Source organism: Rhizobium sp. FY34 (assembly GCF_005222845.1).
GTDB lineage: Bacteria > Pseudomonadota > Alphaproteobacteria > Rhizobiales > Rhizobiaceae > Neorhizobium.
The window spans coordinates 331893-356434 of the sequence record NZ_STFZ01000011.1 but is presented as its reverse complement, the minus strand read 5'-3'; the positions used below and the strand labels follow the sequence as shown (position 1 = coordinate 356434).

Annotated in this window: 19 protein-coding genes; 18 read left to right on the top strand and 1 reads right to left on the bottom strand. The window is 61.0% G+C overall.

All coding sequences use genetic code 11. From position 1 onward, the window contains the following. Window positions 1-2: 2 nt before the first annotated feature. The 10 genes from E8M77_RS08680 to murB all read left to right on the top strand — a co-directional run bounded on the left by E8M77_RS08680 (window position 3) and on the right by murB (window position 12396). On the top strand, window positions 3-491 hold the full coding sequence (locus E8M77_RS08680; RefSeq protein WP_137130228.1) for a hypothetical protein: 489 nt from the start codon (window positions 3-5) through the stop codon (window positions 489-491). After that, a complete protein-coding gene (locus E8M77_RS08675) occupies window positions 491-2236 on the top strand; it encodes a penicillin-binding protein 2 (RefSeq protein WP_137130227.1) in 1746 nt (581 codons plus the stop codon). Before E8M77_RS08680 ends, E8M77_RS08675 begins: the two co-directional genes overlap by 1 nt. Window positions 2237-2301: 65 nt before the next feature. Then, entirely contained in the window at window positions 2302-3762 is a 1461-nt protein-coding gene (locus tag E8M77_RS08670; RefSeq protein ID WP_137130226.1) for a UDP-N-acetylmuramoyl-L-alanyl-D-glutamate--2,6-diaminopimelate ligase, read from the top strand. Then, a complete protein-coding gene (locus E8M77_RS08665) occupies window positions 3759-5192 on the top strand; it encodes a UDP-N-acetylmuramoylalanyl-D-glutamyl-2,6-diaminopimelate--D-alanyl-D-alanine ligase (RefSeq protein WP_137130225.1) in 1434 nt (477 codons plus the stop codon). Before E8M77_RS08670 ends, E8M77_RS08665 begins: the two co-directional genes overlap by 4 nt. A 22-nt stretch (window positions 5193-5214) precedes the next feature. Continuing rightward, on the top strand, window positions 5215-6315 hold the full coding sequence (gene mraY / locus E8M77_RS08660) for a phospho-N-acetylmuramoyl-pentapeptide-transferase (protein WP_137130224.1): 1101 nt from the start codon (window positions 5215-5217) through the stop codon (window positions 6313-6315). Window positions 6316-6319: 4 nt separating this feature from the next. Then, window positions 6320-7726 (top strand): UDP-N-acetylmuramoyl-L-alanine--D-glutamate ligase, encoded by a 1407-nt coding sequence (gene murD, locus E8M77_RS08655; protein WP_137130223.1) that lies wholly within the window; start codon window positions 6320-6322, stop codon window positions 7724-7726. A 1-nt stretch (window position 7727) separates the two neighbouring features. Then, a complete protein-coding gene (gene ftsW, locus E8M77_RS08650) occupies window positions 7728-8882 on the top strand; it encodes a putative lipid II flippase FtsW (protein WP_137130222.1) in 1155 nt (384 codons plus the stop codon). A 9-nt stretch (window positions 8883-8891) separates the two neighbouring features. Further along, the gene (gene murG, locus E8M77_RS08645) at window positions 8892-10013 is read left to right on the top strand and encodes an undecaprenyldiphospho-muramoylpentapeptide beta-N-acetylglucosaminyltransferase (RefSeq protein WP_137130221.1); all 1122 of its coding nucleotides are present in this window, start codon (window positions 8892-8894) and stop codon (window positions 10011-10013) included. Continuing rightward, on the top strand, window positions 10010-11425 hold the full coding sequence (gene murC, locus E8M77_RS08640; RefSeq protein WP_137130220.1) for a UDP-N-acetylmuramate--L-alanine ligase: 1416 nt from the start codon (window positions 10010-10012) through the stop codon (window positions 11423-11425). The genes murG and murC overlap by 4 nt, the downstream gene beginning before the upstream one ends. Then, window positions 11422-12396 carry a UDP-N-acetylmuramate dehydrogenase gene (gene murB / locus E8M77_RS08635; protein WP_137130219.1) on the top strand — a complete coding sequence of 325 codons (975 nt, stop codon included), beginning with the start codon at window positions 11422-11424 and terminating at the stop codon, window positions 12394-12396. The genes murC and murB overlap by 4 nt, the downstream gene beginning before the upstream one ends. 128 nt (window positions 12397-12524) lie before the next feature. Here murB and E8M77_RS23880 read toward each other — a convergent pair whose 3' ends face one another. After that, complete coding sequence (locus tag E8M77_RS23880; RefSeq protein ID WP_170975793.1) at window positions 12525-12956, bottom strand: hypothetical protein; 432 nt, start codon at window positions 12954-12956, stop codon at window positions 12525-12527. 91 nt (window positions 12957-13047) lie between these two features. On the opposite strand from E8M77_RS23880, the gene E8M77_RS08625 reads away from it, so the two are divergent. From E8M77_RS08625 to ligA, 8 genes are all read left to right on the top strand, one after another. Then, on the top strand, window positions 13048-13974 hold the full coding sequence (locus tag E8M77_RS08625) for a D-alanine--D-alanine ligase (protein WP_137130218.1): 927 nt from the start codon (window positions 13048-13050) through the stop codon (window positions 13972-13974). After that, window positions 13971-14894, top strand: a complete 924-nt coding sequence (locus E8M77_RS08620; RefSeq protein ID WP_246659193.1) for a cell division protein FtsQ/DivIB — start codon at window positions 13971-13973, stop codon at window positions 14892-14894. The genes E8M77_RS08625 and E8M77_RS08620 overlap by 4 nt, the downstream gene beginning before the upstream one ends. After that, window positions 14891-16222 (top strand): cell division protein FtsA, encoded by a 1332-nt coding sequence (ftsA, locus tag E8M77_RS08615; protein ID WP_137130216.1) that lies wholly within the window; start codon window positions 14891-14893, stop codon window positions 16220-16222. The genes E8M77_RS08620 and ftsA overlap by 4 nt, the downstream gene beginning before the upstream one ends. Before the next feature lie 86 nt (window positions 16223-16308). Further along, window positions 16309-18147 carry a cell division protein FtsZ gene (ftsZ, locus tag E8M77_RS08610; RefSeq protein ID WP_137130215.1) on the top strand — a complete coding sequence of 613 codons (1839 nt, stop codon included), beginning with the start codon at window positions 16309-16311 and terminating at the stop codon, window positions 18145-18147. Between the two features lie 258 nt (window positions 18148-18405). After that, window positions 18406-19359: a UDP-3-O-acyl-N-acetylglucosamine deacetylase gene (gene lpxC, locus E8M77_RS08605; RefSeq protein WP_137130214.1), complete on the top strand. Its 954-nt coding sequence runs from the start codon at window positions 18406-18408 to the stop codon at window positions 19357-19359. A 186-nt stretch (window positions 19360-19545) separates the two neighbouring features. After that, the gene (locus tag E8M77_RS08600; protein WP_137130213.1) at window positions 19546-20412 is read left to right on the top strand and encodes an outer membrane protein assembly factor BamD; all 867 of its coding nucleotides are present in this window, start codon (window positions 19546-19548) and stop codon (window positions 20410-20412) included. 12 nt (window positions 20413-20424) lie between these two features. Then, on the top strand, window positions 20425-22098 hold the full coding sequence (gene recN, locus E8M77_RS08595) for a DNA repair protein RecN (protein ID WP_137130212.1): 1674 nt from the start codon (window positions 20425-20427) through the stop codon (window positions 22096-22098). Between the two features lie 260 nt (window positions 22099-22358). Then, window positions 22359-24518, top strand: coding sequence for an NAD-dependent DNA ligase LigA (gene ligA, locus E8M77_RS08590; RefSeq protein ID WP_137130211.1), 2160 nt, complete (start codon window positions 22359-22361; stop codon window positions 24516-24518). The last annotated feature ends 24 nt before the right edge of the window (window positions 24519-24542 follow it).

The window sequence follows — 24542 nt, the reverse complement described above, 5'->3', positions numbered from 1 at the left end:
CGATGTTGAGGAGCTTCGATCTTGTCCTGATCGGTGTCATGACTGCAACCGCCGTCGTGACCTACAGTATCAAGCATGCCGCCGAGCTGAAGCTTGAAGAAGTGCGCCGTCTGGAAACCGAGATTCGGCTGGAGCATGATACGATCGATCTTCTGAAGGCTGACTGGGCGCTTCTGACGCAGCCCAACCGCCTGCATCGTCTGACCAGCGTTTACCACTCGGAGCTGGAACTGGTTCCCACTGAGCCGACCCAGCTTGCTATGCCCAATGAACTGCCCATGCCGAAATCGCAATTGCCTCAGCCGGAAACCACGATCGAGGAGTTGATTGCCGGTGCCGATCCGGAAGTTGCCGCCGCCATCCGCGGCGTTGCCGCTGCCAAGGCTGCGCCATCGGCCAAAGCGTCCTCCACTGCCGCGAGCGTGCCGGTTCCGTTGCCGCGCGGCGGCTCGCGCGTCGACGTCATTTCAACAGGATCGGTGAACCGCTGATGGCCTTCCTTTCCCGTGTCATGGTTTTGAAAAGCAGGGCGCATTTTTCCGCAGGCGCAAGGGGCGTGCGTATTTCGGAAGATGGCGTGAAGATCGAGGGAACCCGCAAGCGCAAGGCCACCCAGGCCCGCACACGCGTCGGCCTGATCATGGCGGGCTTCGTTGCCTTCTACTGCGTGATTGGCGGACGTCTTGTCTATTATGGAACGATGCATCCGGAAGCGACGTCCAGCATCATGCCGGCTGACCGGTTGATGGCCTCGCGTCCCGACATTCTCGACCGTAATGGCGAAGTTCTGGCTACCGACATCCGCACGGTTTCGCTGTTTGCCGAGCCGCACAAGATTGTCGATCCCGATGAGGTGATCGAAAAGCTGCGCATGGTGCTGCCGGATATCGACAGCAAGCAGATCTATACCAAGCTCTCGTCCAAATCGCGCTTCCAGTGGCTGCGCCGCCAACTGACACCCAAGCAGCAGAGCGAGATTCTGGCGCTGGGCATTCCAGGTATCGGCTTTCGTCCGGAAAAGCGTCGCTTCTATCCCGGTGGCGCAACGGCCGCGCATGTGGTGGGCTATGTCAATATCGACAATCGCGGCGTGGCCGGCATGGAGCGCTATATCGACAGTCAGGGCCTTGCGGATCTTGCCGCTGTCGGCATGACCAGCGACCAGCCGCTGGAGCCCGTGCATCTGTCCATCGATATTCGGGTGCAGGCCATTCTGCGCGAAGTGCTGATGTCGAACATCACCAAGTTCAAGGCCAAGGGTGCCGGCGGCGTCGTACTGGATGCCAATACCGGCGAGGTATTGGCGATGGCGTCGGCCCCGGACTTCGATCCCAATGATCCGGCTGGCGGCAACGAAGATGGCTGGCTCAACCGCATGTCGAACGGCACGTTCGAAATGGGTTCTACCTTCAAGTCATTCACACTGGCCATGGCGCTCGATACCGGCAAGGTTAACTTGAACAGCAGTTTCGACGCCCGCTACCCGATCCGCATCGGTGGCTATACGATCAAGGATTTCCATGGTCAGGGCCGAATGTTGTCGATGCCGGAAGTCTTCCAGTATTCCTCCAATATCGGTACCGCCAAGATGGCCGATCTTGTAGGGATTGATGGCCACAAGGAATTCCTGACGCGGCTCGGCCTGTTGTCGAAGATGCGCACCGAATTGCCGGAAGTGGCCCAGCCGAGCCAGCCGCGCGAATGGAAGAAGATCAATTCCATCACAATTTCCTTCGGCCATGGTGTGTCTACCACGCCGCTGCAGACGGCCGTTGCCGGTGCAGCCCTCGTCAATGGTGGACATCTCATCGAGCCGACCTTCCTGCCGCGCACGAAGGATCAGGCGACAGCAGTTGCCGAGCCGGTGATCAAGCCGACGACCAGCAACAATATGCGCTGGCTGTTCGATTGGAACGGTACCAATGGTTCCGGTCGAAATGCTCTGGTCGAGGGCTTCAATGTTGGTGGTAAGACCGGCACCGCTGACAAGGTCATCAATGGTCGCTACAACCATGACCACAACTTCAATGCCTTCCTCGCGGCCTTTCCGATCAGTAATCCGCAGTATGTCGTGCTGACCTTCATTGATGATCCACGCAGCGAAACGGACCGCGCAGTGCTGGCCGGTAACAGTGCCGCACCGATGGTGAAGGAGATTATCCGTCGTTCTGCTGCTATTCTCGGTGTAAAACCGCGCTTCGGCCAGGATGGCTCCGCCATGCTTGTGTCCTATTAGGTCATAATGAATGGACCCGACGATTCGCGGCCAAGGATCAGGCCGCCGTGCGAGAAAGGGTACCGATGCATTTGAAAGAGCTTTCCGGAGGGGCCTTTCCGGAAATTGAACCCGTGATGGCTGGACCAGCCGGCATGCTGCCGATCACCGGGCTTGCGGCGGACAGCCGCAAGATTTCGCCCGGCATGCTGTTCGTGGCGATTGCCGGCACCAAGGCCGATGGTGCCGCGTATGTGGCCGATGCGATTGCGCGCGGCGCTGCAGCCGTGGTCTCGGCCCATCCGCTTGAGGCCTCGGTTCCCGTGCTAACGGTTGCCGAGCCCCGCCGGTTTCTGGCCTTAGCAGCTGCCCGATTCTATAAGGCACAGCCTGAGACGATCGTTGCCGTGACCGGCACGGCCGGCAAAACCTCGGTTGCCTCCTTCACCCGCCAGATCTGGGCGCATGCGGGCTTGGCTGCGGCGCAGATCGGCACCACAGGTGTGATTTCACCCAGCCGCAACGATTATGGCTCGCTGACGACGCCAGATCCGGTGGCACTGCATGCGCTGCTGGCAGAGCTTGCCGGCGAAGGGGTCACCCACGCCGCCATGGAAGCCTCCAGCCACGGCCTCGATCAGAGCCGGCTTGATGGTGTTCAACTGTCGGCTGCCGGTTTCACCAATCTTGGCCGTGACCACATGGACTACCATCCGACGGTCGAGAACTACATGGCCGCCAAGATGCGGCTGTTCGAAACGCTTCTGCCCAAGGGCCGGCCGGCTGTGATCTTTTCAGATGACGCCTGGTCGGGTGAAGCCATCCGGGTCGCTACGCTTGCCGGTCATGACGTGCGCACCGTGGGGCGCGCCGGCGATTTCCTGGCGCTGAAGCGCGTCGAGCATTTCCGCCATCGCCAGATGATCGAGGTGCATGTGGGCCGCGAGATCTTCGAGGTGGATATTCCGCTCGCCGGCGATTTCCAGGTGGCCAATGCGCTGGTGGCAGCCGGCCTTGCGATCTCGACCGGGGTTGCGCCAAAGCTTGCCATGGCGGCGCTTGAAAAACTGATCGGTGCAGCTGGACGGCTGGAACTGGTCGGCCAGACGGGCAAAGGCGCGCTTGCCTATGTCGATTATGCGCATAAGCCCGATGCTCTCGAAAACGTACTCGGTTCCGTGCGCCCCTTTACCACCGGCCGCGTGATCGTCGTGTTCGGATGTGGCGGTGATCGCGACAAGGGCAAGCGGCCGCTGATGGGCGAGATCGCCTGCCGGCTTGCCGATATCGTTGTCGTCACCGATGACAATCCGCGTTCGGAGGAGCCGGCGACCATCCGCGCTGAAATCTTGGCTGCTGCACCCGGTGCGCTTGAAATTGCCGATCGAGCCGCAGCCATCCGCCATGCGGTATCGCTGCTTGGAGCCGGCGATACGCTGATCGTTGCCGGCAAGGGGCATGAGGAGGGACAGACGATCGGGACGACGGTGTTGCCGTTCTCCGATCATGTCGAGGTTCGCAAGGCATTGGAGGAGTTCAAGGGGTGAGTTGGTTGTGGAGCACTGCGGATATGGTGGCCGCCATGGGCGGGCGGCCGGTCGGTTCGCTGCCGGCGGGCATTACCGGCATTTCGATCGACAGCCGGTCGCTTGCGCCGGGCGAGGCCTTCTTCGCCATCAAGGGTGACCGGGTCGATGGCCATGACTTCGCGACCCTTGCGGTGGCCAATGGTGCCGCCCTTCTGGTGGTGAGCGAAGCCAAGCTTCCGGCGCTCGGACGGCTGACCGTGCCGATGATCGTCGTGGAAGATGTGCTGGCAGCACTCGTCAAGCTCGCAAGGGCAGCCCGTGCGAGAAGCCGTGCGCAGATCGTCGCCGTCACCGGTTCCGTCGGCAAGACGACGACGAAGGAAATGCTGCGCGATGTGCTGGCGCCGTCGGGCAAGGTGCATGCGGCTGTCGCCTCGTTCAACAATCACTGGGGCGTACCGCTGACACTGGCGCGCATGCCGGAAGATGCCGTGTTCGGCGTTTTCGAGATCGGCATGAACCATCCGGATGAAATCCGTCCACTGGTGAAGATGGTGCGTCCGCATGTGGCGGTCATCACGACGATCGGCGCTGCACATCTTGGCCACTTCAAGAACCTTGAGGAGATTGCCAGCGCCAAGGCCGAGATCTTTGAGGGTCTGGAGCCGGGTGGGGTGGCGCTGCTCAACCGCGACAACAAGCAATATGCATTTCTCGAACAGCGGGCGTTGGAAGTCGGTGTCCAGAACGTGCTGACCTTCGGGCAGCATGCAAAAGCCGATTTCCGTCTGGCGGATTTCGAGGGCAGGGCCGATGGCTCGACCATATGGGCGGTTCTCGGCGCCGATACGATGGAAGTGCATATCGGCGCACCGGGCCGTCACATTGCTGAAAATGCCATGGCGGCGCTTGCTGTCGTTGCACTCTTTGGTGCCGATATGGAGGCTGCCAAACAGGCGCTTGCCGCTTTGCGGGCCGTCAAGGGGCGCGGCGAGCGTCATCGTCTGGCAATCGGCGAGGGGCAGATGACCCTGATCGACGAAAGCTACAATGCCAATCCGGCGTCCATGCGTGCCGCCATTGCGCTTCTCGCCGTCACCGAGCCCGAAGGGGCCGGCCGGCGCATTGCGGTTTTGGGCGACATGCTGGAAATGGGCGCGTTTTCGGCGAAAGTGCATGAGGAACTGGCGGGTCCGCTTCTGTCTGCCGGCATTGAACATGTCTGGTTGGCCGGCACAGAAATGGCGGCGCTGCGCGATGCCTTGCCCGATACGGTTGCCGTGGAATACCGGCCGACGACGGGTGAACTTCAGGCGCATGTGCTGGCGAATATCCAGCCTGGCGACGTGCTGATGGTCAAATCCTCGCTCGGTATCGGCTTCGGCAAGATCGTCGCTGCACTTATTGACAAGCATCCGGCATTGCCCGACAGGGAGCGCCACCTTTGAACAGTATCGAGAAAGATCCAGCATGCTGATCTGGCTAGTGGAGCTCGCGGGCAGTTTCCAAATCTTCAACCTGTTTCGCTACATCACCTTCCGCACGGGCGCGGCGGGTCTGACGTCTGCGCTGATCGTGTTTCTCTTCGGGCCGACCATGATCGCTTCGCTGCGCATCCGGCAGGGCAAGGGGCAACCCATCCGCGCTGACGGGCCGCAGACCCATTTCAAGAAGGCCGGCACGCCGACCATGGGCGGGTTGATGATTCTTGCCGGTATCGTCGGCGGCTCGCTGCTGTGGGCGGATCTTTCCAATGTCTATGTCGTGGCAACGCTGCTGGTGACGCTGGGCTTTGGCGCCATCGGCTTTTACGACGATTACCTGAAGGTGACGAAGCAGACGGACAAGGGCTTTTCCGGCAAGGCGCGCCTGGCCATCGAATTCCTGATTGCCGGCATCGCGGTCTATTTCATGATGCGGGTCTCGATTGCCAACAGTCCCTCGGGCTCGGTGCTCGGCACCTCGGTTGCCTTTCCCTTCTTCAAGGACCTGCTGCTCAATCTCGGCATCTTCTTTGTTCTGTTCGGTGGTTTCGTCATCGTGGCGGCCGGCAATGCGGTCAATCTGACGGATGGTCTTGACGGTCTTGCCATCGTGCCGGTGATGATTGCCGCCGCATCCTTCGGCATCATCGCCTATCTCGCCGGCAATGCCGTGTTTGCCAATTATCTGCAGATCAATTTCGTGCCCGGCACCGGCGAACTCGCCGTCATTCTGGGTGCTGTGATCGGCGCAGGGCTTGGTTTCCTGTGGTTCAATGCGCCGCCGGCGGCCATCTTCATGGGGGATACCGGCTCGCTGGCGCTGGGCGGTCTCATCGGCTCGGTAGCAGTGGCCACCAAGCACGAGATTGTCATGGCCATCATTGGCGGCTTGTTCGTCATGGAGACGCTGTCGGTTATCATCCAGGTCGGATTTTTCAAGATGACCGGGCGACGCGTCTTCCTGATGGCGCCGATCCATCATCACTTCGAGAAACTGGGCTGGACCGAAAGCCAGGTTGTGATCCGCTTCTGGATCATCGCCGTCGGTCTTGCCATGCTTGGCCTGTCGACCCTGAAGCTGCGGTAAGATCATGATCCCGGTAACGACATTTGCGGGCAGGCCGGTGGCGCTGTTCGGTCTCGGTGGCTCCGGTCTGGCAACGGCCAAGGCGCTGGTGGCCGGCGGTGCAGATGTCACCGCCTGGGACGACAATCCCGACAGCGTGGCCAAGGCGAAGGCCGAGGGCATCTCTACCTGCGACCTGCATGGCATCGATTGGAGCCTCCAGGCAGCCTTTGTGCTGTCGCCGGGCGTGCCGCTCACGCATCCCAAGCCTCACTGGACGGTTGATCTTGCCCGCGCAGCCGGTGTCGAAATCATTGGCGATGTGGAGCTTTTCGTGCGCGAGCGTCGTGCATATGCGCCAGATTGCCCCTTCATCGCGATTACCGGCACCAATGGCAAATCGACGACGACGGCGCTGATTGCGCATATCCTACGCAGCAGCGGCCGCGATACGCAATTGGGCGGCAATATCGGTACGGCCGTGCTGACACTTGATCCGCCCAAGGCCGGGCGGTTCTACGTGGTCGAATGCTCGTCCTACCAGATCGATCTTGCCCCGACGATCAACCCGACCGCCGGCATCCTGCTCAACCTGACGCCCGATCATCTGGATCGCCACGGCACCATGCAGCATTATGCCGATGTGAAGGAGCGTCTGGTGGCCGGCAGTGATACGGCTGTTGTCGGCGTGGACGACACCTATTGCACGCTGATTGCCGACCGCATCGCGCGGGCTGGCGTTTCGGTGAAGCGTATTTCCCGCCGCAACGTGCTCTCCGACGGTTTTTATGCGCAAGGCTCGCAGATCATCGCGGCATCTGGCGGAGCAACCGACATGCTGGCCGATCTTGATGGCATAGACACACTGAAGGGCTCGCACAATGCGCAGAATGCGGCTGCAGCGATTGCTGCCTGTCTTGCCGTCGGCGTATCGCGCGAAGAAATCTGCGCTGGGCTTAAGAGCTTTCCCGGTCTTAAGCATCGCATGCAGCCGGTGGCGCGCATCGGTCGCGCAACCTTCGTCAATGATTCCAAGGCCACCAATGCCGATGCGGCCGCGCCGGCGCTGTCCAGCTATGCGCGGATTTTCTGGATTGCCGGTGGTCTGCCCAAGGCCGGCGGCATCGCAAGCCTCGCGCCACTCTTCCCGCGTATCGTCAAGGCCTATCTGATCGGAGAGGCCGCTCCGGAGTTTGCGGCAACGCTTGGCGAGACGGTTCCTTACGAGATCTCTGGTTCGCTGGACCGTGCGCTTTTGCATGCGGCGGCGGACGCCCTTGCAGATGGGCAGGAGGTCGCCGTGATGCTGTCGCCTGCCTGTGCAAGCTTCGACCAGTTCAGGAATTTCGAAATCAGGGGCGACACCTTCGTTTCCCTGGTGGCAGAACTCGATGGCGTGACCATGCTGATCGAGCCGGAAAAGGGACAATGAGATGGTAAGTCGCGCCGACCGTGGACCGCTCGCAGACTGGTTCTGGACGATTGATCGTTATTTCCTTGTCACCTTCATCGTCCTGATGGGGCTTGGTTTCATGCTGTCCTTTGCCGCCTCGCCGGCGGTTGCCGAACGCATAGGACTCAACAGTTTCCATTTCGTCGAGCGTCACGCGATCTTCCTCATTCCATCGCTGGCGGTGATGATCGGGCTTTCCTTCCTCACGCCGCGCCAGGTGCGCCGCACTGCGGTGATCATCCTGGTTCTGTCGATCGTCATGATGGTGCTGGCGCTGTTCTTCGGCGTCGAGATCAAGGGTTCGCGTCGCTGGTTCTCGATTGCCGGCATTTCCGTGCAGCCTTCCGAATTCCTCAAGCCTGCATTCGTCGTCGTCTGCGCCTGGTTGTTTGCCGAGCATGCGCGCCAGCCGGAAATTCCGGGTAATCTGTTTGCCATCATCCTGTTCGGCATTGTCGGTGCACTGCTGGTGGCGCAGCCTGACCTTGGTCAGACCATTCTGACCAGTGCCGTCTGGGGTTCGATGTTCTTCATGGCTGGCATGCCATGGATCTGGATCATCATGCTGGGTGGGTTGGGGGCAGGCGGTCTCGTCTCCGCCTATTATATCTTTCCGCACGTGGCGGGGCGTATCGACCGCTTCATGACCGGCGAGGGCGACACATTCCAGGTGGATACGGCCCGCGAAGCAATCATCCGCGGCAACTGGTTCGGTCAGGGACCGGGCGAGGGCATCGTCAAGCGCATCCTGCCGGACAGCCATACTGACTTCATCTTCTCGGTGGCGGCCGAAGAATTCGGCATCATCTTCTGCATGGTACTGGTGGCGATCTTTGCCTTCATCGTCATCCGTGGCCTCAGCCATGCCTATCGCGAGCGCAATGACTTCAATCGTTTCGCCGTTGCCGGCCTCGTGCTGCAGATCGGTATCCAGTCTATGATCAATATTGGCGTGAATCTCGAACTGATGCCGGCCAAGGGCATGACGCTGCCGCTCATTTCCTATGGTGGGTCGTCGATGATCGCGATCTGCGTGACGGCGGGCTTCATCCTGGCACTGACGCGTCACCGGCCGGAAAAGCGCGCCCAGGAGCGCAGCCTGTTCCGTGTCACGCATGGTGTGCCGGCGGAGTAGAGACAAAAAATGACCAAAGGCATCATTCTTCTAGCCGCCGGCGGGACCGGCGGCCATTTGTTTCCCGCTGAAGCATTGGGCCACGAATTGCACGCGCGCGGCTATGCCGTGCATCTGGTGACGGATGCGCGGGCGGAACGCTTTGCCGGCAAGTTTCCTGCAGACGAAATTCATGTCGTGCCGTCGGCGACCTTCGGCTCGAAAAACCCGGTCGCGGTTGCGCGCGCGCTCTGGACGCTCTGGAAAGGGCTGCGCATGGCGCGCCGCCTCGTGACCCGGCTTCGGCCGCTCGCCGTTGTCGGCTTCGGCGGCTATCCGACCGTGCCGCCTTTGCTTGCGTCCACCGGCCTTGGCGTTCCGTCCATCGTGCATGAGCAGAATGCCATTATCGGCCGCGCCAACAAGGCGCTGGCGACACGGGTGCAGGCCATTGCCGGTGGCTTTTTGCCGGTTGCCGGACCGCATGCCGCCAAGATCTATGAGACCGGCAATCCGGTGCGCCCGGCCGTGCTGGCGGCTGCCGAGACGCCCTATCCCGTGCCGGGTGAGAGTGGCGCGCTGCGCCTTGTCGTCTTCGGCGGCAGTCAGGGCGCCCGCTTCTTTTCCGAAATGGTTCCACAGGCCATTGCCAGGCTCGACCAGCACCTGCGCAATCGGCTCGTGCTGACGCAGCAGGCCCGTCCGGAGGATGAGACCGCGCTGAAAGCCGAATATGCCCGCCTCGGCGTAAAGGCCGATGTTGCCCCCTTCTTTTCCAACCTGCCGCAGCGCATGGCCGATGCGCATCTGGTCCTGTCGCGCTCGGGCGCCTCGACGGTGCTGGAACTGGCGGTGATCGGCCGGCCGTCCATCCTGGTTCCGCTGCCGCATTCGCTGGATGACGATCAGGGGCACAATGCCCAGGTGCTTGTCGGCGCAGGGGCAGCCCTCATGCGCCGGCAGCCGGCGATCACAGCCGAAAGCCTTTCGGCGGATCTCGCATCCTTGCTCAAGGATCCGGCCCGCCTTACCGAGATGGCCGCATCAGCACGCGGACGCGCGCGCACCGATGCGACTGTGTTGCTCGCCGGTCTGGTAGAGGCTATGGCAAGCGGCAAGACGATTGCACAATTCAAAGGAGTACAGCCATGAAGATGCCGAAGGCCATCGGCCTCGTCCATTTCATCGGCATTGGCGGCATCGGCATGAGCGGGATTGCCGAAGTGCTGCACAATCTCGGTCACAAGGTTCAGGGCTCCGACCAGTCGGATGGTGCCAATGTCCAGCGGTTGCGCGACAAGGGCATTCCGGTATTTGTCGGCCATCAGGCGGAGAATATCGGCGATGCCGAGGTGGTCGTCGTGTCTACCGCCATCAAGAAGAACAATCCCGAGTTGATTGCCGCCCGCGACAAGTCGCTGCCGATCGTGCGCCGCGCCGAAATGCTGGCGGAACTGATGCGCTTCCGCAATGCGATTGCCATCGGCGGAACGCATGGCAAGACCACGACGACATCCATGGTCGCCACACTGCTGGAGGCCGGCGGGCTGGACCCGACTGTCATCAATGGCGGCATCATCAATGCCTATGGCACCAATGCCCGCATGGGTGAGGGGGAGTGGATGGTGGTGGAGGCCGACGAATCAGACGGCACCTTCCTGAAGCTTCCTGCCGATGTTGCGGTCGTCACCAATATCGACCCTGAACATCTGGATCATTACGGCAATTTCGATGCCGTGCGGGCGGCCTTCCGCCAGTTCGTCGAAAACGTGCCATTCTATGGTTTCGGGGTTCTCTGCCTCGATCACCCGGAAGTGCAGTCGCTGGTCGGCAAGATCGAAGACCGCAAGATCATCACCTATGGTGAAAATCCGCAGGCCGATGCGCGGTTCTTCAACGTGCGCATGGAGGGCACCCGCGCCATCTTCGATGTGGAGATCCGCCGTCGCCGCACCGGCCGCGTCTTCAATTTCACCGAGCTTTCGCTGCCCATGCCCGGCCGCCACAATATCTCCAATGCCACGGCTGCCATTGCGGTTGCCAACCGGCTTGGGATCTCGGAAGAGGCGATCCGCAAGGGGCTTGCCTCGTTCGGTGGCGTGAAGCGCCGCTTCACCCTGACCGGCACCTGGAACGGCGTGTCGGTGTTCGATGACTACGGCCACCATCCGGTGGAGATCAGGGCGGTGCTCAAGGCTGCCCGCGAAAGCTGCCAGGGGCGTGTCATAGCGGTCCACCAACCGCATCGCTATTCGCGCCTGTCGAGCCTGTTTGAGGATTTCGTCACCTGCTTCAACGATGCCGACAGTATCGTGCTTGCTCCCGTCTATGCGGCGGGTGAAGATGAGATCGAAGGTGCCAACTCCGAAGCGCTGGTGGCGCGCATTCGTGCCGGCGGACATCGTGATGCGCGCTACATGGCCACACCCTCGACGCTTGCCGGTATCATCGCCGGCATTGCAAAGCCGGGTGATTTCGTGGTTCTTCTTGGGGCTGGCAATATCACGCAGTGGGCGGCATCGCTGCCTGGGGAATTGGAAAGTATTTCGGGACAGTCTTCATGAAGCAGGTGAATGGGGAAAAGCTGCTGGCCTCGCTGGGGTCGGGAGTGAGTGAATTGCGGGGCCGGTTGACGCCGGACGCGCCGATGGATCGCGTCACCTGGTTTCAGGCCGGGGGTCTGGCGGAATTGATGTTCCAACCGCATGATGTGGATGATCTGGTCACGTTCCTGAAACTTCTGCCCGATGAAGTGCCGCTGACAGTCGTGGGCGTGGGCTCCAACCTGCTCGTGCGTGATGGCGGCATTCCGGGTGTCGTGCTGCGTCTGTCCGCCAAGGGCTTTGGCCAGTTGGAACTGGTCGGCGAAAACCGCATCCTGGCTGGCGCCATCTGCCCGGACAAATATATCGCCGCCATGGCGATGGACAACGGCATCGGTGGCTTTGCCTTCTACTATGGCATTCCCGGCTCGATCGGTGGTGCGCTTCGCATGAATGCCGGTGCCAATGGCGGCGAGACTGCAGCGCGTGTGGTGGAAGTCCATGCGGTGGATCGCAAGGGCGAAAAGCATGTCTTCAGTTGCGCAGACATGGGCTACAGCTATCGCCACGCCTCCATACCGTCTGATGTCATCTTCACCCATGCCATTTTCGAAGGCTTTGCGGATGACCGCGCCAAGATCCGCGCCGAGATGGATGCCGTGCGCCATCACCGCGAGACCGTTCAGCCGGTCAAGGAAAAGACCGGGGGCTCGACCTTCAAGAACCCTCCGGGCCATTCCGCCTGGGAACTGATCGACCAGGCTGGCTGCCGCGGCCTGATGAATGGTGGCGCGCAGATGTCGTCGCTGCATTGCAATTTCATGATCAATATCGGCCATGCCACCGGCTATGATCTGGAATATCTCGGGGAAATTGTGCGCCAACGCGTGTTCGAAACCTCCGGCATCAAGCTGGAATGGGAAATCAAGCGTCTCGGCATTTTCATGCCCGGCCGTGAGGTCAAGCCGTTTCAGGGGATAGCGACGGAATAGTTCCGAGCTTAATGGATAAAGGTCCGCTCACTGATGGAGATGGTTTTTGTCTCTTGTACACAATGAGCGGACCAAGCTTTTGGCCAACGCACTCGACCGGTTATCGACGGCCAGTGTCGCAGTTGGTTTTATCGCAACCGCCAGCTCGCTGATGAATGGTGCGGCCTTTCAATTGACGCCCGCACTGATGAATGTCGACGGCTGCTTGGCTTTTTAGGGGCGGTCATATTAAATTTGGCAGCGAGACGTGCTCTTGGAGGGCTGGTGTCGTGAATTCCGCAACATTCTTTTTCCTCTATATGCTGCCATTCGTCATTGCCGGCGCCGGCTGGATCGCCGTGCTGGTGAATGAGCGTGTTAATGATCGTAAATCCCGCCTTCATCCCGGTGAATAATTTCCGCTCATTCCGGAATAAGCCTGCAGGCTCAATAGCTTGGAAGGCTTTTTTGTTGTTCAGATTCTGAGTCAGGCAGGTCAGCTTCCGGTTCAGCTCGCAGGCCTGAATGCCTTGCACAGACAGGCTTTTTCCCCTCCCGGTTAACGAAAGTAAACGATTCATTAACCATGTCAGGGTCTAATGAGGGCGGGTCAAGAATCAGTTTGGCGCAAGCGTGATGGCTTAATCCCAGCTACTTTTCAGGGGGTGTTTAATGAGTGACAAGCATGTGGCAGTTCTGATGGGAGGGTTTTCCTCCGAGCGGCCTGTCAGCCTGTCCTCTGGCAATGCCTGTGCGAGCGCACTTGAATCGGAAGGTTTCCGAGTGACGCGCGTGGATGTCGGGCGTGATGTCGCCTCCGTCCTCTCGGACCTGCGCCCTGACGTTGCCTTCAATGCGTTGCATGGTCCTTATGGCGAAGATGGTGCCATTCAGGGGATTTTGGAGTATCTGCAAATCCCCTATACACATTCCGGTGTGCTTGCCTCGGCGCTTGCCATGGATAAGGCTCGCGCCAAGTCGGTTGCGGCGGCGGCCGGTATTCCTGTTGCGCAGGGCGTGGTTCTGGATCGTCATGAGATCGGCTCTGCCCATCCCATGCAGCCGCCCTATGTGGTCAAGCCTGTCTGTGAAGGGTCGTCCTTCGGGGTTGTCATCGTCAAGGAAGGCCAATCGCATCCGCCGCAGGTTCTCGGTTCCTCCGAGTGGCTGTATGGCGATCGCGTCATGGTCGAGCGCTATATTCCCGGTCGTGAACTCACCTGTGGTGTCATGGATGGTGAGGCGCTGGGTGTTACGGAAATCGTGCCGCTGTCGAACAGCTTCTACGATTATGATGCGAAATATGCCGATGGTGGATCACGTCATGTGATTCCCGCTCAAATTTTACCAAATATTTACCAAAAAGTTCAAACACTGGCGGTTAAGGCGCATCAGGCGATGGGATGTCGCGGTGTGAGTCGCTCAGACTTCCGCTTTGACGACCGTGGGTCTGGAGACGGCGAACTGATCTGGCTCGAAATCAATACGCAGCCCGGCATGACCCCGACTTCCCTGGTGCCTGAAATGGCCGCATATGCCGGTCGTTCCTTTGGGGATCTCGTCCGCTGGATGGTGGAGGACGCTTCGTGTTCGCGCTGATTGGTAAAAGGGTTTCTGCACCACGCGGGCGCGCCGCGCAGCTTTCGGCTTCGGCCGATGAGCGCCTGGTGCTGCCGCGTCCTGTGCGTCGTGTGGTTCGCTTCTGTGTAAGTTTGGCAACCGGCCGTATTCATATTCCGCGCCATACCGGCACGGCATCCGTCTTTGCGCTGTTTGGTGCTGTCGGTTTTTATGGCATGTCTCTGGGCGGTCACACGACGGATGTCGCGCAGGCTACGACGGCGGCCGCTGGCTTTGCGATCGAAAAGGTTCAGGTGTCCGGCAATGTCGAGACGTCTGAAATCGATATTCTCCAGCTTCTCGGCCTGGATGGCACGACGTCGCTCGTCTCGCTCGATGTGGATGCCGCCCGCCGCAAGCTCTCCGAACTGCCCTGGGTTGAATATGCAGAAGTCCGCAAGGTCTATCCCAAGACGATCGAAGTGACGCTCAAGGAGCGTGAGGCTTTCGGGATCTGGCAGCATGGGACCGATCTGGCCCTGATCGAGCGGAATGGCAGCGTGATTGCGCCGCTGCGCGACAACAAGTTTGCGGCCCTGCCGCTTTTCGTTGGACGCGATGCTGAGACGGCAGCGGCCGATTTCGAAGCTGAAATGGCAAAATGGCCGGAAATGCGCGACCGCGTGCGTGCCTATGTGCGGGTTGCCGGTCGCCGCTGGGATCTGCATCTGGCAAGCGGTGTCGTTATCAAGTTGCCGGAAGAGGATGTCGATCAGGCTCTGGAGCGGCTGGCCCGGTTCGAGCAGGAACAGGGTGTGCTGGAGCGCGATATCGCTGCTGTTGATCTGCGTCTCTCCGATCGCACAACGGTGCGCTTGACGCAGGGTGCGGCCGAGCGCCGTGCGCTAGCCGTCGAGGCTCGCACCAAGGCGTTGAAGAAGTCAGGAGGCCAGACATGAGCCTGTTCAGTTCCTCCGGTTTTGGTCTGCCACGCCTGAAGCCCCTGTCATCCAAGCGCTCGCATGTGGTCTCGGTGCTCGATATCGGATCCAGCAAGGTTGTGTGCATGATCGGCCGGCTGACGCCGCGCAAGGAAAGCCAGATCCTGCCCAACCGCACACATAATGTCGAAGTCATTGGCATCGGCCATCAGCGGTCACGCGGCGTGAAGTCTGGCGTTATTTCGGATCTCGATGCGGTCGAAAGCGTGGTGCGGTTGGCCGTCGATGCAGCCGAGCGCATGGCGGGGCTGACCGTCGATAGCCTCATCGTCAATGTCTCGGCCGGGCGTCTCACCAGTGATGTCTATACTGCAACCATCGATCTGGGCGGACAGGAGGTCGAATCGGCTGACCTGCGCAAGGTTTTGATGGCGGCAAGCCAGCAGTCGCTGCGCCAGGACCGTGCGGTTCTGCATTCCCTGCCGACGGGTTTCTCGCTGGATGGCGAGCGCGGCATACGTGATCCGCTGGCCATGTATGGCGACCTTCTGGGCGTCGATATGCATGTGGTGACGGCGGAGCGGGCGGCACTTCGTAACATCGAACTCTGCGTCAACCGTGCGCATCTGTCGGTCGAGGGTATCGTTGCGACCCCTTACGCCAGCGGTCTGGCGGCTCTGGTCGATGACGAAGTCGAACTCGGCTGTGCGGCCATCGACATGGGCGGCGGCACGACGACGATCTCTGTCTTTGCCGAAGGCAAGCTGGTGCATACCGATGCGATCGGCATCGGCGGCCACCACGTGACGACCGATCTGGCGCGTGGTCTTTCGACCCGCATCGAGGATGCCGAACGGATGAAGGTCGTGCATGGCTCTGCGATTGCTTCGGCGGCTGATGAACGTGACCTGATTTCGGTTCCGCCGATTGGCGAGGATGACCGTGACCAGCCGACCCAGGTGCCGCGCGCGCTTGTGGCGCGCATCGTGCGGGCGCGTCTGGAAGAGACGCTGGAACTGATCCGCGACCGCATCCAGAAATCGGGCTTCAGCCCGATTGTCGGCAAGCGCGTGGTTCTGACCGGTGGTGCTGCCCAGTTGACCGGCCTGCCGGAAACGGCGCGCCGAATTCTGGCCCGCAATGTGCGGATCGGTCGCCCTATGGGTGTTTCCGGCCTGCCCACAGCGGCCAAGGGCCCCGCCTTTTCCACCGCGGTCGGTCTGATGATCTATCCGCAGGTGGCGGATATGGAAACACATGCAGGGCAGGGAGGTCTTTTGTCCTCGCTTGGCCACGGAAATAGCCGGATAGCCCGTGTCGGGCAGTGGCTGAAGGAGAGTTTCTGACGCTTTAGCCTCAGGCAAGGCAGTCAGCTTAGATTTGAGAATTGGCTCGCTTGGCGAGGCGGCCAGAGAAAGAAGGAACGGTTACTATGACCATCAATCTGCAAAAGCCGGACATCACCGAGCTGAAGCCGCGGATCACCGTCTTCGGCGTTGGCGGTGGCGGCGGCAATGCCGTCAACAACATGATCACCGCTGGCCTGGAAGGCGTCGATTTCGTCGTCGCAAATACCGATGCGCAGGCGCTGACCATGTCCAAGGCCGAACGGATCATCCAGATGGGTGTTCAGGTGACCGAGGGTCTGGGCGCGGGTTCGCAGCCTGAGGTCGGTCGCGCGGCCGCCGAAGAATGCCTCGACGAGATCATGGATCACCTGTCGAGCACGCATATGTGCTTCGTCACCGCCGGCATGGGCGGCGGTACCGGCACAGGTGCAGCGCCTGTGGTTGCCCAGGCTGCCCGCAGCAAGGGCATCCTCACTGTTGGTGTTGTCACCAAGCCCTTCCACTTCGAAGGCGGTCGCCGCATGCGGCTTGCCGAAATGGGCATTCAGGAGTTGCAGAAGTCGGTCGATACGCTGATCGTCATCCCGAACCAGAACCTGTTCCGCATCGCCAATGACAAGACCACCTTCGCCGACGCTTTTGCGATGGCCGACCAGGTCCTCTATTCCGGCGTTGCCTGCATTACCGACCTGATGGTGAAGGAAGGTCTCATCAACCTCGACTTCGCCGACGTCCGTTCGGTCATGCGCGAAATGGGCCGCGCCATGATGGGCACTGGCGAAGCATCCGGCCAGGGCCGCGCCATGCAGGCCGCCGAAGCCGCGATTGCAAACCCGCTGCTCGATGAAACCTCGATGAAGGGCGCGCAAGGCCTGCTGATCTCCATCACCGGTGGTCGCGACCTGACGCTGTTTGAAGTGGACGAAGCGGCAACCCGCATTCGCGAGGAAGTCGATCCGGACGCCAATATCATTCTCGGCGCCACATTCGATGAGGCACTGGAAGGCGTCATCCGCGTTTCCGTCGTTGCCACGGGCATTGACCGTGCCATGGCTGACAACGAAATGCGGGCCGCTGAAATGCGTGCAGCCCAGCGTCCGATTATCCGTCCTTCCGCGGCCGTTGCTTCGGCTCCGGCCGCAGTTCAGCCTGTGATGATGCAGGCACCCCGTACCGTACCGGTTGATCCGATTGCTGAAACCATCCGTCAGGCGGAAGCTCAGATGGAACGTGAACTGGCCATCCCGGCCCCGCAGGCCATGGCGCCTGCGCCCCAGCCGGTGGCTCCGCAGCCGGTCGCAGCGGCTCCTGAAGAGTTTCGCCCGGCAAGCCGCCTGTTCCAGGCAGCCGCTCCGGTCGAGCCGGTGATGCAGCGTCCGGCCCCGGCCCCGATGCCTCCCATCATGCAGGCACCGGTACAGGTCCAGGCTCCGGTGCAGCATGCTCCGGCTCCGGCCTATGTTGCGCCGCAGCCGCAGCAGCCTGTAATGACTGCGCCTGCGCCGGCACCGCGCATGGCACCGCAGCCGATCGAGATGGCCGCGCCGGTCATCCGTCATGCCGCCGAGCAGGTTCGCATGCCGAAGGTGGAAGACTTTTCGCCGGTGGTGAAGGCCGAGATGGAGCAGCGCGCACAACCGGTGCAGCATGCACCGGAAGAGCGTGGCCCCATGGGTCTCCTGAAGCGCATCACCAACTCGCTTGGTCGTCGCGATGAAGAAGATCCGGTCTCTGCCGACATGACCTCGCAGGCACCCTCTGCCGCGTCGCAGCAGCGTCGTGCGCTGTCGCCCGAGGCCAGTCTCTATGCGCCGCGCCGCGGTAACCTGGACGACCACGGTCGTTCCGTTGCCTCATCCGGTTCGCACCACGAGGACGATCAATTGGAAATCCCGGCATTCCTGCGCCGCCAGTCCACCTGACTGTTACAATTCGGTAACTTTGAAAACCCGGATGCTAAATCCGGGTTTTTCCGTTTTATCAGTTGCTTGTCATGAAGTGTTGTATCGGCGGAAATCGTCACGTTCGTAACAATCCGAAAGAAACAGTGATTTGGATTGGAGCGTGCATCGCCGTATGTACAGGTCAGAAGGAAGGTCTGGAGTCGGGTTCGACGCGGACCGGATGAAAGCCAGATCGGCTGGTTAAGCCGGTCTGGATGATAAAAAAAGGCAAAACGAATGACCATTGGGCTCCTGGGTTTCCAAACAACGATTGCAGCACCGACGACATTGTCGGGTATCGGCGTGCATTCGGGTGCCCCCGTGTCCATCACTTTCCAGCCGGCTGAAGCCGGCACCGGCATCGTGTTTAGCCGCACGCTCCAGGATGGTACGATCGTGGAATACCGCGCCGTTTCGTCGAATGTCGGCAATACCGATCTCTGCACGGTTCTCGGTACTTCGCTGACGCGCTCGGTCGCCACTATCGAACATGTGATGGCAGCCCTTTATGCGATGGGCCTCGACAATGTCGTGGTGGATGTCGATGGCGCCGAAATGCCGATCATGGACGGTTCGTCCTTTCCCTTCATCGAATCCATCGAGCAGACTGGCATCATCAATCTGGGCGAGAAGCGCCGCTATATCCGCGTATTGAAGCCGGTGCGCATCGAAGCCAATGCCTCCTGGGCAGAGTTTCGCCCGTATGATGGCACCCGGTTCGAGGTGGAGATCGATTTCGAATCGCCGCTCATCGGTCGCCAGTCCTGGAAGGGTGATCTGACGGCCAAGGTGTTCCGCGATGAACTGTCGCGTGCCCGCACCTTCGGCTTCATGCGCGATGTGGAGCGCCTGTGGGCCGCCGGTTTCGCGCTGGGTTCCTCGCTTGAAAATTCCGTCGTCATTTCCGACGATGATTCGGTCGTGAACGTCGAAGGCCTGCGTTACAAGGACGAGTTCGTGCGTCACAAGACGCTCGATGCGGTTGGCGATCTGGCATTGGCCGGCGCGCAGTTCATCGGCTGCTATCGCTCCTATCGCGGTGGCCATAAGCTGAACGCCAATGCCCTGAAGGCGCTGCTCAGCGATCGATCGGCCTATGAGGTGGTCGAGGCGCCGATGCGCAGCCAGCGTGTACGGGCACGCGAGTTTGTGGCCGTCAACGTGCCGGAATTCGCCCCTTGGGTCGGTTGAAATTTTAGAGCTCCAGTGCAATTAGGCCGTCTCCCAGAGGCGGCCTTTCTTTTTTGAGCGATGGTGCGGCGATGCCACAAAAATGCGTCAAAGCACCATCATTGCGTTGCTCTCTTGCGTCTTTTATGGCTAGAACGCCAAGCACGGGCGATCAATGAACATCGCGTGGCAATCGGGAACTGTCGAATGACTGACACTAAGTCTGTTGGAGTGAAGAAGACGGCGCGCATCGCAGCCGTGACGCTTCTGTTGATCGGCACCAGCGTTCTGGTGTCCGCCTGCCAGTCAGACCCCGATATCGACATTACCAAGCTCGGCCTTGCCACCGATCCACCGGAAGTTCTCTACAATCAGGGCCTGGCCAATATGAAGGCCGGCAACAATCAGGAAGCCAGCCGCAAGTTCGATGCGATCGAAAAGCAGAACCCCTTTACCGAATGGGGCCGCAAGGCCCTGGTGATGAGCACCTTTGCCAAATATCGCCTTGCCCGCTATGATGAGGCGGTGGCGACGGGCAACCGCTATATGAAGCAGTATCCGCGCTCTGAAGACAGCGCCTATGTGCAGTATCTGATCGGCCTGTCCTATTCCAAGCAGATCGCCGATGTGACGCAGGACCAGAAATCCGCCAACCGGACGATCGAGGCGATGGGCGCTGTGGTGCGCGACTATCCGAACTCGGAATATGTCGAGGACGCGCAGGCCAAGATCCGCTTTGCGCGTGACCAGCTGGCTGGCAAGGAAATGCAGATCGGTCGCTACTATCTCGAGCGCAAGGAATATCTGGCCGCCGTGACGCGCTTCCGCGTCGTCGTTGAAAATTACGGCAATACCAACCAGGTCGAGGAAGCGCTCGCGCGACTGGTCGAATCCTACTATGCCATGGGCGTTGCGGAAGAGGCGCAGACGGCGGCTGCTGTTCTGGGTCACAATTATCCCGACAGTCAGTGGTATGCCGATTCCTACAAACTGCTGAAGGGCGGCGGCCTGGAGCCGCGCGAGAACCGCGGCTCGTGGATTTCTCGCGCCGGAGCCAAGCTGATTGGCGCCTGAGTAAGGGTACACATGCTCATCCAGTTGTCGATCCGCGATATCGTCCTGATCGAGCGGCTGGATCTCGCCTTCGAGAGCGGCCTGTCGGTCCTGACGGGCGAGACCGGTGCGGGCAAGTCCATCCTGCTTGACAGTCTGTCGCTGGCGCTTGGCGGCCGTGGCGATGGCGGTCTTGTGCGCCACGGCCTCGACAGGGGGCAGGTAACGGCGGTGTTCGATGTTGGCGCCCAGCACCCGGCACGGCTGCATTTGCGTGAGAACGGCCTCGATGACGATGGCGACCTGATCTTCCGTCGCGTCCAGTCCGCCGATGGCCGCACCAAGGCCTCCATAAACGATCAGCCTGTCAGTGTGCAGATGATGCGTCAGGTGGGCCAGTATCTGGTCGAAATCCATGGCCAGCATGATGACCGGGCGTTGGTGGATATCAACGCGCATCGGGCGCTGCTTGATGCGTTTTCCGGTCTCACCGACGAGGTGGGCAAGGTCTCCGGCCTCTACAAGATCTGGCGCGATGCCGACCGGGCGCTGAAGACGCACAGAGCGCGCGTCGAGGCCGCCGCCCGCGAGGCCGATTACCTGCGTGCCTCCGTGGAGGAACTGGAGGCTTTGAGCCCGCGCGATGGCGAGGAGGACGAGCTTGCCGACGAGCGGGCGCGCATGCAGAAATCCGAACGCATTGCCGGTGATATCGCCGAGGCCTGCGAGTTTCTGAATGGCAATGCCTCGCCAGTGCCGCTGATTGCCTCGCTGGTGCGCCGGCTGGAGCGCAAGAGCCATGAGGCGCCCGGCCTTTTGGAAGACACTGTGCAACTGCTCGATACGGCGCTCGACAATCTGTCCAATGCGCAGATGGAAGCCGAAGCGGCGCTGAGGCGCACCGAGTTTGATCCGCGCCAGCTGGAGCGGGTGGAGGAACGGTTGTTTTCGCTTCGGGCAGCGGGGCGCAAATATTCGGTGCCTGTCGCCAATCTTCCGGCGCTGGCTGAAAAGATGGTGGCGGATCTGGCGGAACTCGATGCCGGTGAAGAACGTCTCGGCCAGCTGGAAACGGCGGCAGAGGCGGCAGGCATTGCCTTTCACAGTGCCGCCAAGTCTCTGTCAGCCAAGCGCCACAAGGGGGCAACGGCGCTGGCGGATGCCGTGATGGCCGAGCTTCCGGCGCTAAAGCTGGAGCGCGCCCGTTTCATGGTGAATGTCACCGCCGATGCGGACAATGCCACGGCAGAGGGCATTGATACGGTGGAATTTCATGTGCAGACCAATCCCGGCACGCGCCCCGGCCCGATCATGAAAGTTGCCTCGGGCGGCGAGCTGTCGCGCTTCCTTTTGGCGCTGAAAGTGGCGCTCGCCGATCGCGGTTCTGCCCCGACGCTGGTCTTCGACGAGATCGATACGGGCGTTGGCGGAGCCGTGGCCGATGCCATTGGCCAGCGGCTGAAGCGACTGTCTGCGACCGTGCAGGTGCTGTCCGTCACCCATGCGCCGCAGGTGGCTGCGCGGGCGGCGACGCATCTGCTCATCTCCAAGGGTCCGGCCAGCGATGGCTCCGACAAGATCGCCACGCGGGTCGCCACTATGACGCCGGAACACCGGGCCGAAGAGATCGCCCGCATGCTGTCTGGCGCCTCGATTACCGATGAGGCCCGCGCGGCGGCGGCAAGCCTGCTTGCCGGCAGTGGGTGATTCTAAAGTCCCCCTCTGGCTGCCGCCATCTCCCCCACAAGGGGGGAGACTGACTGCTCGATACCTCGCATGAATTCTCTTCGGTCCGGATTGTATTGGATGGTCTTGTCCTGGGGCTGAACGTGGGCGGCTCGGGGTCTCCCCCCTTGTGGGGGAGATGGCGGCAGCCAGAGGGGGTTTGAGCAAGCCTCCACCACACTCTTTTCATCCTGAAAAAAAGCTCTAAAAACCAACTCCTGAAGTGCCAGGAGTCGTGCCGCATGTCCGTCGATCAAACGCCTGTCGAAACCCTGACCGAAGACGAGGCCGTGGCCGAACTGGCGCATCTCGCAGCCGAGATCGCCCGTCACGACATGCTCTATCACCAGGGCGACCGGCCGGAGATTTCCGACGCAGATTATGACGCGCTGAAGCGCCGCAATGACGCGATCGAGGCGCGCTTTCCCGGCCTGCAGCGCAGCGATAGCCCCGCCTTGCGCGTTGGCTCTGCGCCCTTGCCGACGTTCTCGCAAATCACCCATGCCCGACCCATGCTGTCGCTCGACAACACGTTTTCCGACGAAGATGTGGGCGATTTCGTCGGCGCCGTTTACCGCTTCCTCGGGCGCCTGCCGGACAATTCGATTGCCTTTACCGCCGAGCCGAAGATCGACGGTCTCTCCATGTCGATCCGCTACGAAAGCGGCCGCATGGTGAGTGCGGCAACGCGCGGCGATGGCACGACGGGCGAAAACGTTACCGCCAATATCCGCACCATCGCCGAAATTCCGCAGCAGCTGCCACCGGGCGTGCCTGACGTCGTTGAAGTGCGCGGTGAGGTCTATATGGCCAAAAGCGATTTTCTGGCGCTGAATGCCCAGATGGAGGCCGAGGGCCGACCGACCTATGTGAACCCGCGCAATACGGCGGCCGGTTCGCTGCGTCAGCTGGATGCCAAGGTGACGGCCAGCCGCAAGCTGCGCTTCTTTGCCTATGCCTGGGGTGAGATGGCGGATATGCCTGCCGATACCCAATTCGGCATGGTGGAGAGGTTTCGCGACTGGGGCTTTCCCGTCAATCCGCTGATGAAGCGGCTTTCCTCGGTGGAGGAGATCCTCGCGCATTACCACGAGATCGGCTTGCAGCGCCCCGACCTCGATTACGATATCGATGGCGTCGTCTATAAGGTCGATGAGCTTGCGCTTCAGGAGCGGCTCGGCTTTCGCTCGCGCTCGCCGCGCTGGGCCACGGCCCATAAATTCCCTGCAGAGCAGGCCTTTACCACGGTGGAAAATATCGACATTCAGGTCGGCCGCACCGGCGCGCTGACACCCGTGGCACGCCTGACGCCGATCACGGTGGGCGGCGTTGTGGTCACCAATGCCACGCTGCACAATGAGGATTACATCAAGGGCATCGGCAATTCCGGAGAGCGCATCCGCCCGGAAGGTCATGATATCCGCATTGGCGATACGGTGATCGTCCAGCGTGCCGGCGATGTCATTCCCCAGGTTCTGGACGTGGTTCTGGAAAAGCGCAGCGCCGAGAGCCGCGAATATGTGCTGGAGCCGAAATGCCCGGTCTGCGGTAGCCATGCGGTGCGCGAGCGCAACGAAAAGACCGGCAAGCTCGATTCGGTCATGCGCTGCACTGGTGGCTTTACCTGTTCGGCGCAGGCCAAGGAGCATCTGAAGCATTTTGTCTCGCGCAATGCCTATGACATCGAAGGGCTGGGCGCCAAGCAGATCGATTTCTTCTTCGAGGCGGACGATCCGTCGCTGCAGATCCGCACCGCGCCCGATATCTTCACGTTGAAGGCGCGCCAGGAGGCATCGACGCTGACCAAGCTCGAGAATATCGAGGGCTTTGGCAAGGTCAGCGTCAAAAAACTGTATGACGCGATCGACGGCCGCCGCGAGATTGCCCTCAACCGCTTCATCTTCGCACTCGGCATTCGCCATGTGGGCGAAACGACGGCCAAGCTTCTGGCGCGTGCCTATGGCAGCTACGGAGCCTTCGAGGCGGCGATGAAGGACGCGGCGTCGTTGTCCGGCGAGGCCTGGGAGGACCTGAACGCCATCGAAGGCATTGGCGAAATCATGGCCCGCGCCATCGTTGAATTCTTCAAGGAGCCGCGCAATGTCGAGGTGATCGACAGCCTGCTTTCGGAGGTTCGACCGCAGGCAATGGAGCAGGTGGCATCAACCGGCAGCCCGGTGGCCGGCAAGACTGTGGTGTTTACCGGATCGCTTGAGAAATTCACCCGCGACGAGGCAAAGGCGCGCGCCGAAGGACTTGGCGCCAAGGTGGCGGGCTCTGTTTCCAAGAAGACGGACATTCTGGTCGCCGGTCCGGGCGCCGGCTCCAAGCTCGACAAGGCCCGCGAGCTTGGCGTGCAGACCATGGACGAGGACGAGTGGCTGGCGCTGATTGGTGGGTGAGGGCTTTCTGAAGTCCCCCTTGGT

Excerpts from the sequence above, each read along its gene's own strand:
- murB (WP_137130219.1), top strand. The coding sequence starts at position 11,422 with ATGAAGCAGGTGAATGGGGAAAAGCTGCTGGCCTCGCTGGGGTCGGGA.
- E8M77_RS08675 (WP_137130227.1), top strand. The coding sequence starts at position 491 with ATGGCCTTCCTTTCCCGTGTCATGGTTTTGAAAAGCAGGGCGCATTTT.
- murC (WP_137130220.1), top strand. The coding sequence starts at position 10,010 with ATGAAGATGCCGAAGGCCATCGGCCTCGTCCATTTCATCGGCATTGGC.
- ftsA (WP_137130216.1), top strand. The coding sequence starts at position 14,891 with ATGAGCCTGTTCAGTTCCTCCGGTTTTGGTCTGCCACGCCTGAAGCCC.
- ftsW (WP_137130222.1), top strand. The coding sequence starts at position 7,728 with ATGGTAAGTCGCGCCGACCGTGGACCGCTCGCAGACTGGTTCTGGACG.
- murD (WP_137130223.1), top strand. The coding sequence starts at position 6,320 with ATGATCCCGGTAACGACATTTGCGGGCAGGCCGGTGGCGCTGTTCGGT.
- E8M77_RS08680 (WP_137130228.1), top strand. The coding sequence starts at position 3 with ATGTTGAGGAGCTTCGATCTTGTCCTGATCGGTGTCATGACTGCAACC.
- mraY (WP_137130224.1), top strand. The coding sequence starts at position 5,215 with ATGCTGATCTGGCTAGTGGAGCTCGCGGGCAGTTTCCAAATCTTCAAC.
- E8M77_RS08625 (WP_137130218.1), top strand. The coding sequence starts at position 13,048 with ATGAGTGACAAGCATGTGGCAGTTCTGATGGGAGGGTTTTCCTCCGAG.
- E8M77_RS08670 (WP_137130226.1), top strand. The coding sequence starts at position 2,302 with ATGCATTTGAAAGAGCTTTCCGGAGGGGCCTTTCCGGAAATTGAACCC.
- ligA (WP_137130211.1), top strand. The coding sequence starts at position 22,359 with ATGTCCGTCGATCAAACGCCTGTCGAAACCCTGACCGAAGACGAGGCC.
- murG (WP_137130221.1), top strand. The coding sequence starts at position 8,892 with ATGACCAAAGGCATCATTCTTCTAGCCGCCGGCGGGACCGGCGGCCAT.
- recN (WP_137130212.1), top strand. The coding sequence starts at position 20,425 with ATGCTCATCCAGTTGTCGATCCGCGATATCGTCCTGATCGAGCGGCTG.
- E8M77_RS23880 (WP_170975793.1), bottom strand. The coding sequence starts at position 12,956 with ATGAATCGTTTACTTTCGTTAACCGGGAGGGGAAAAAGCCTGTCTGTG.
- E8M77_RS08600 (WP_137130213.1), top strand. The coding sequence starts at position 19,546 with ATGACTGACACTAAGTCTGTTGGAGTGAAGAAGACGGCGCGCATCGCA.
- lpxC (WP_137130214.1), top strand. The coding sequence starts at position 18,406 with ATGACCATTGGGCTCCTGGGTTTCCAAACAACGATTGCAGCACCGACG.
- ftsZ (WP_137130215.1), top strand. The coding sequence starts at position 16,309 with ATGACCATCAATCTGCAAAAGCCGGACATCACCGAGCTGAAGCCGCGG.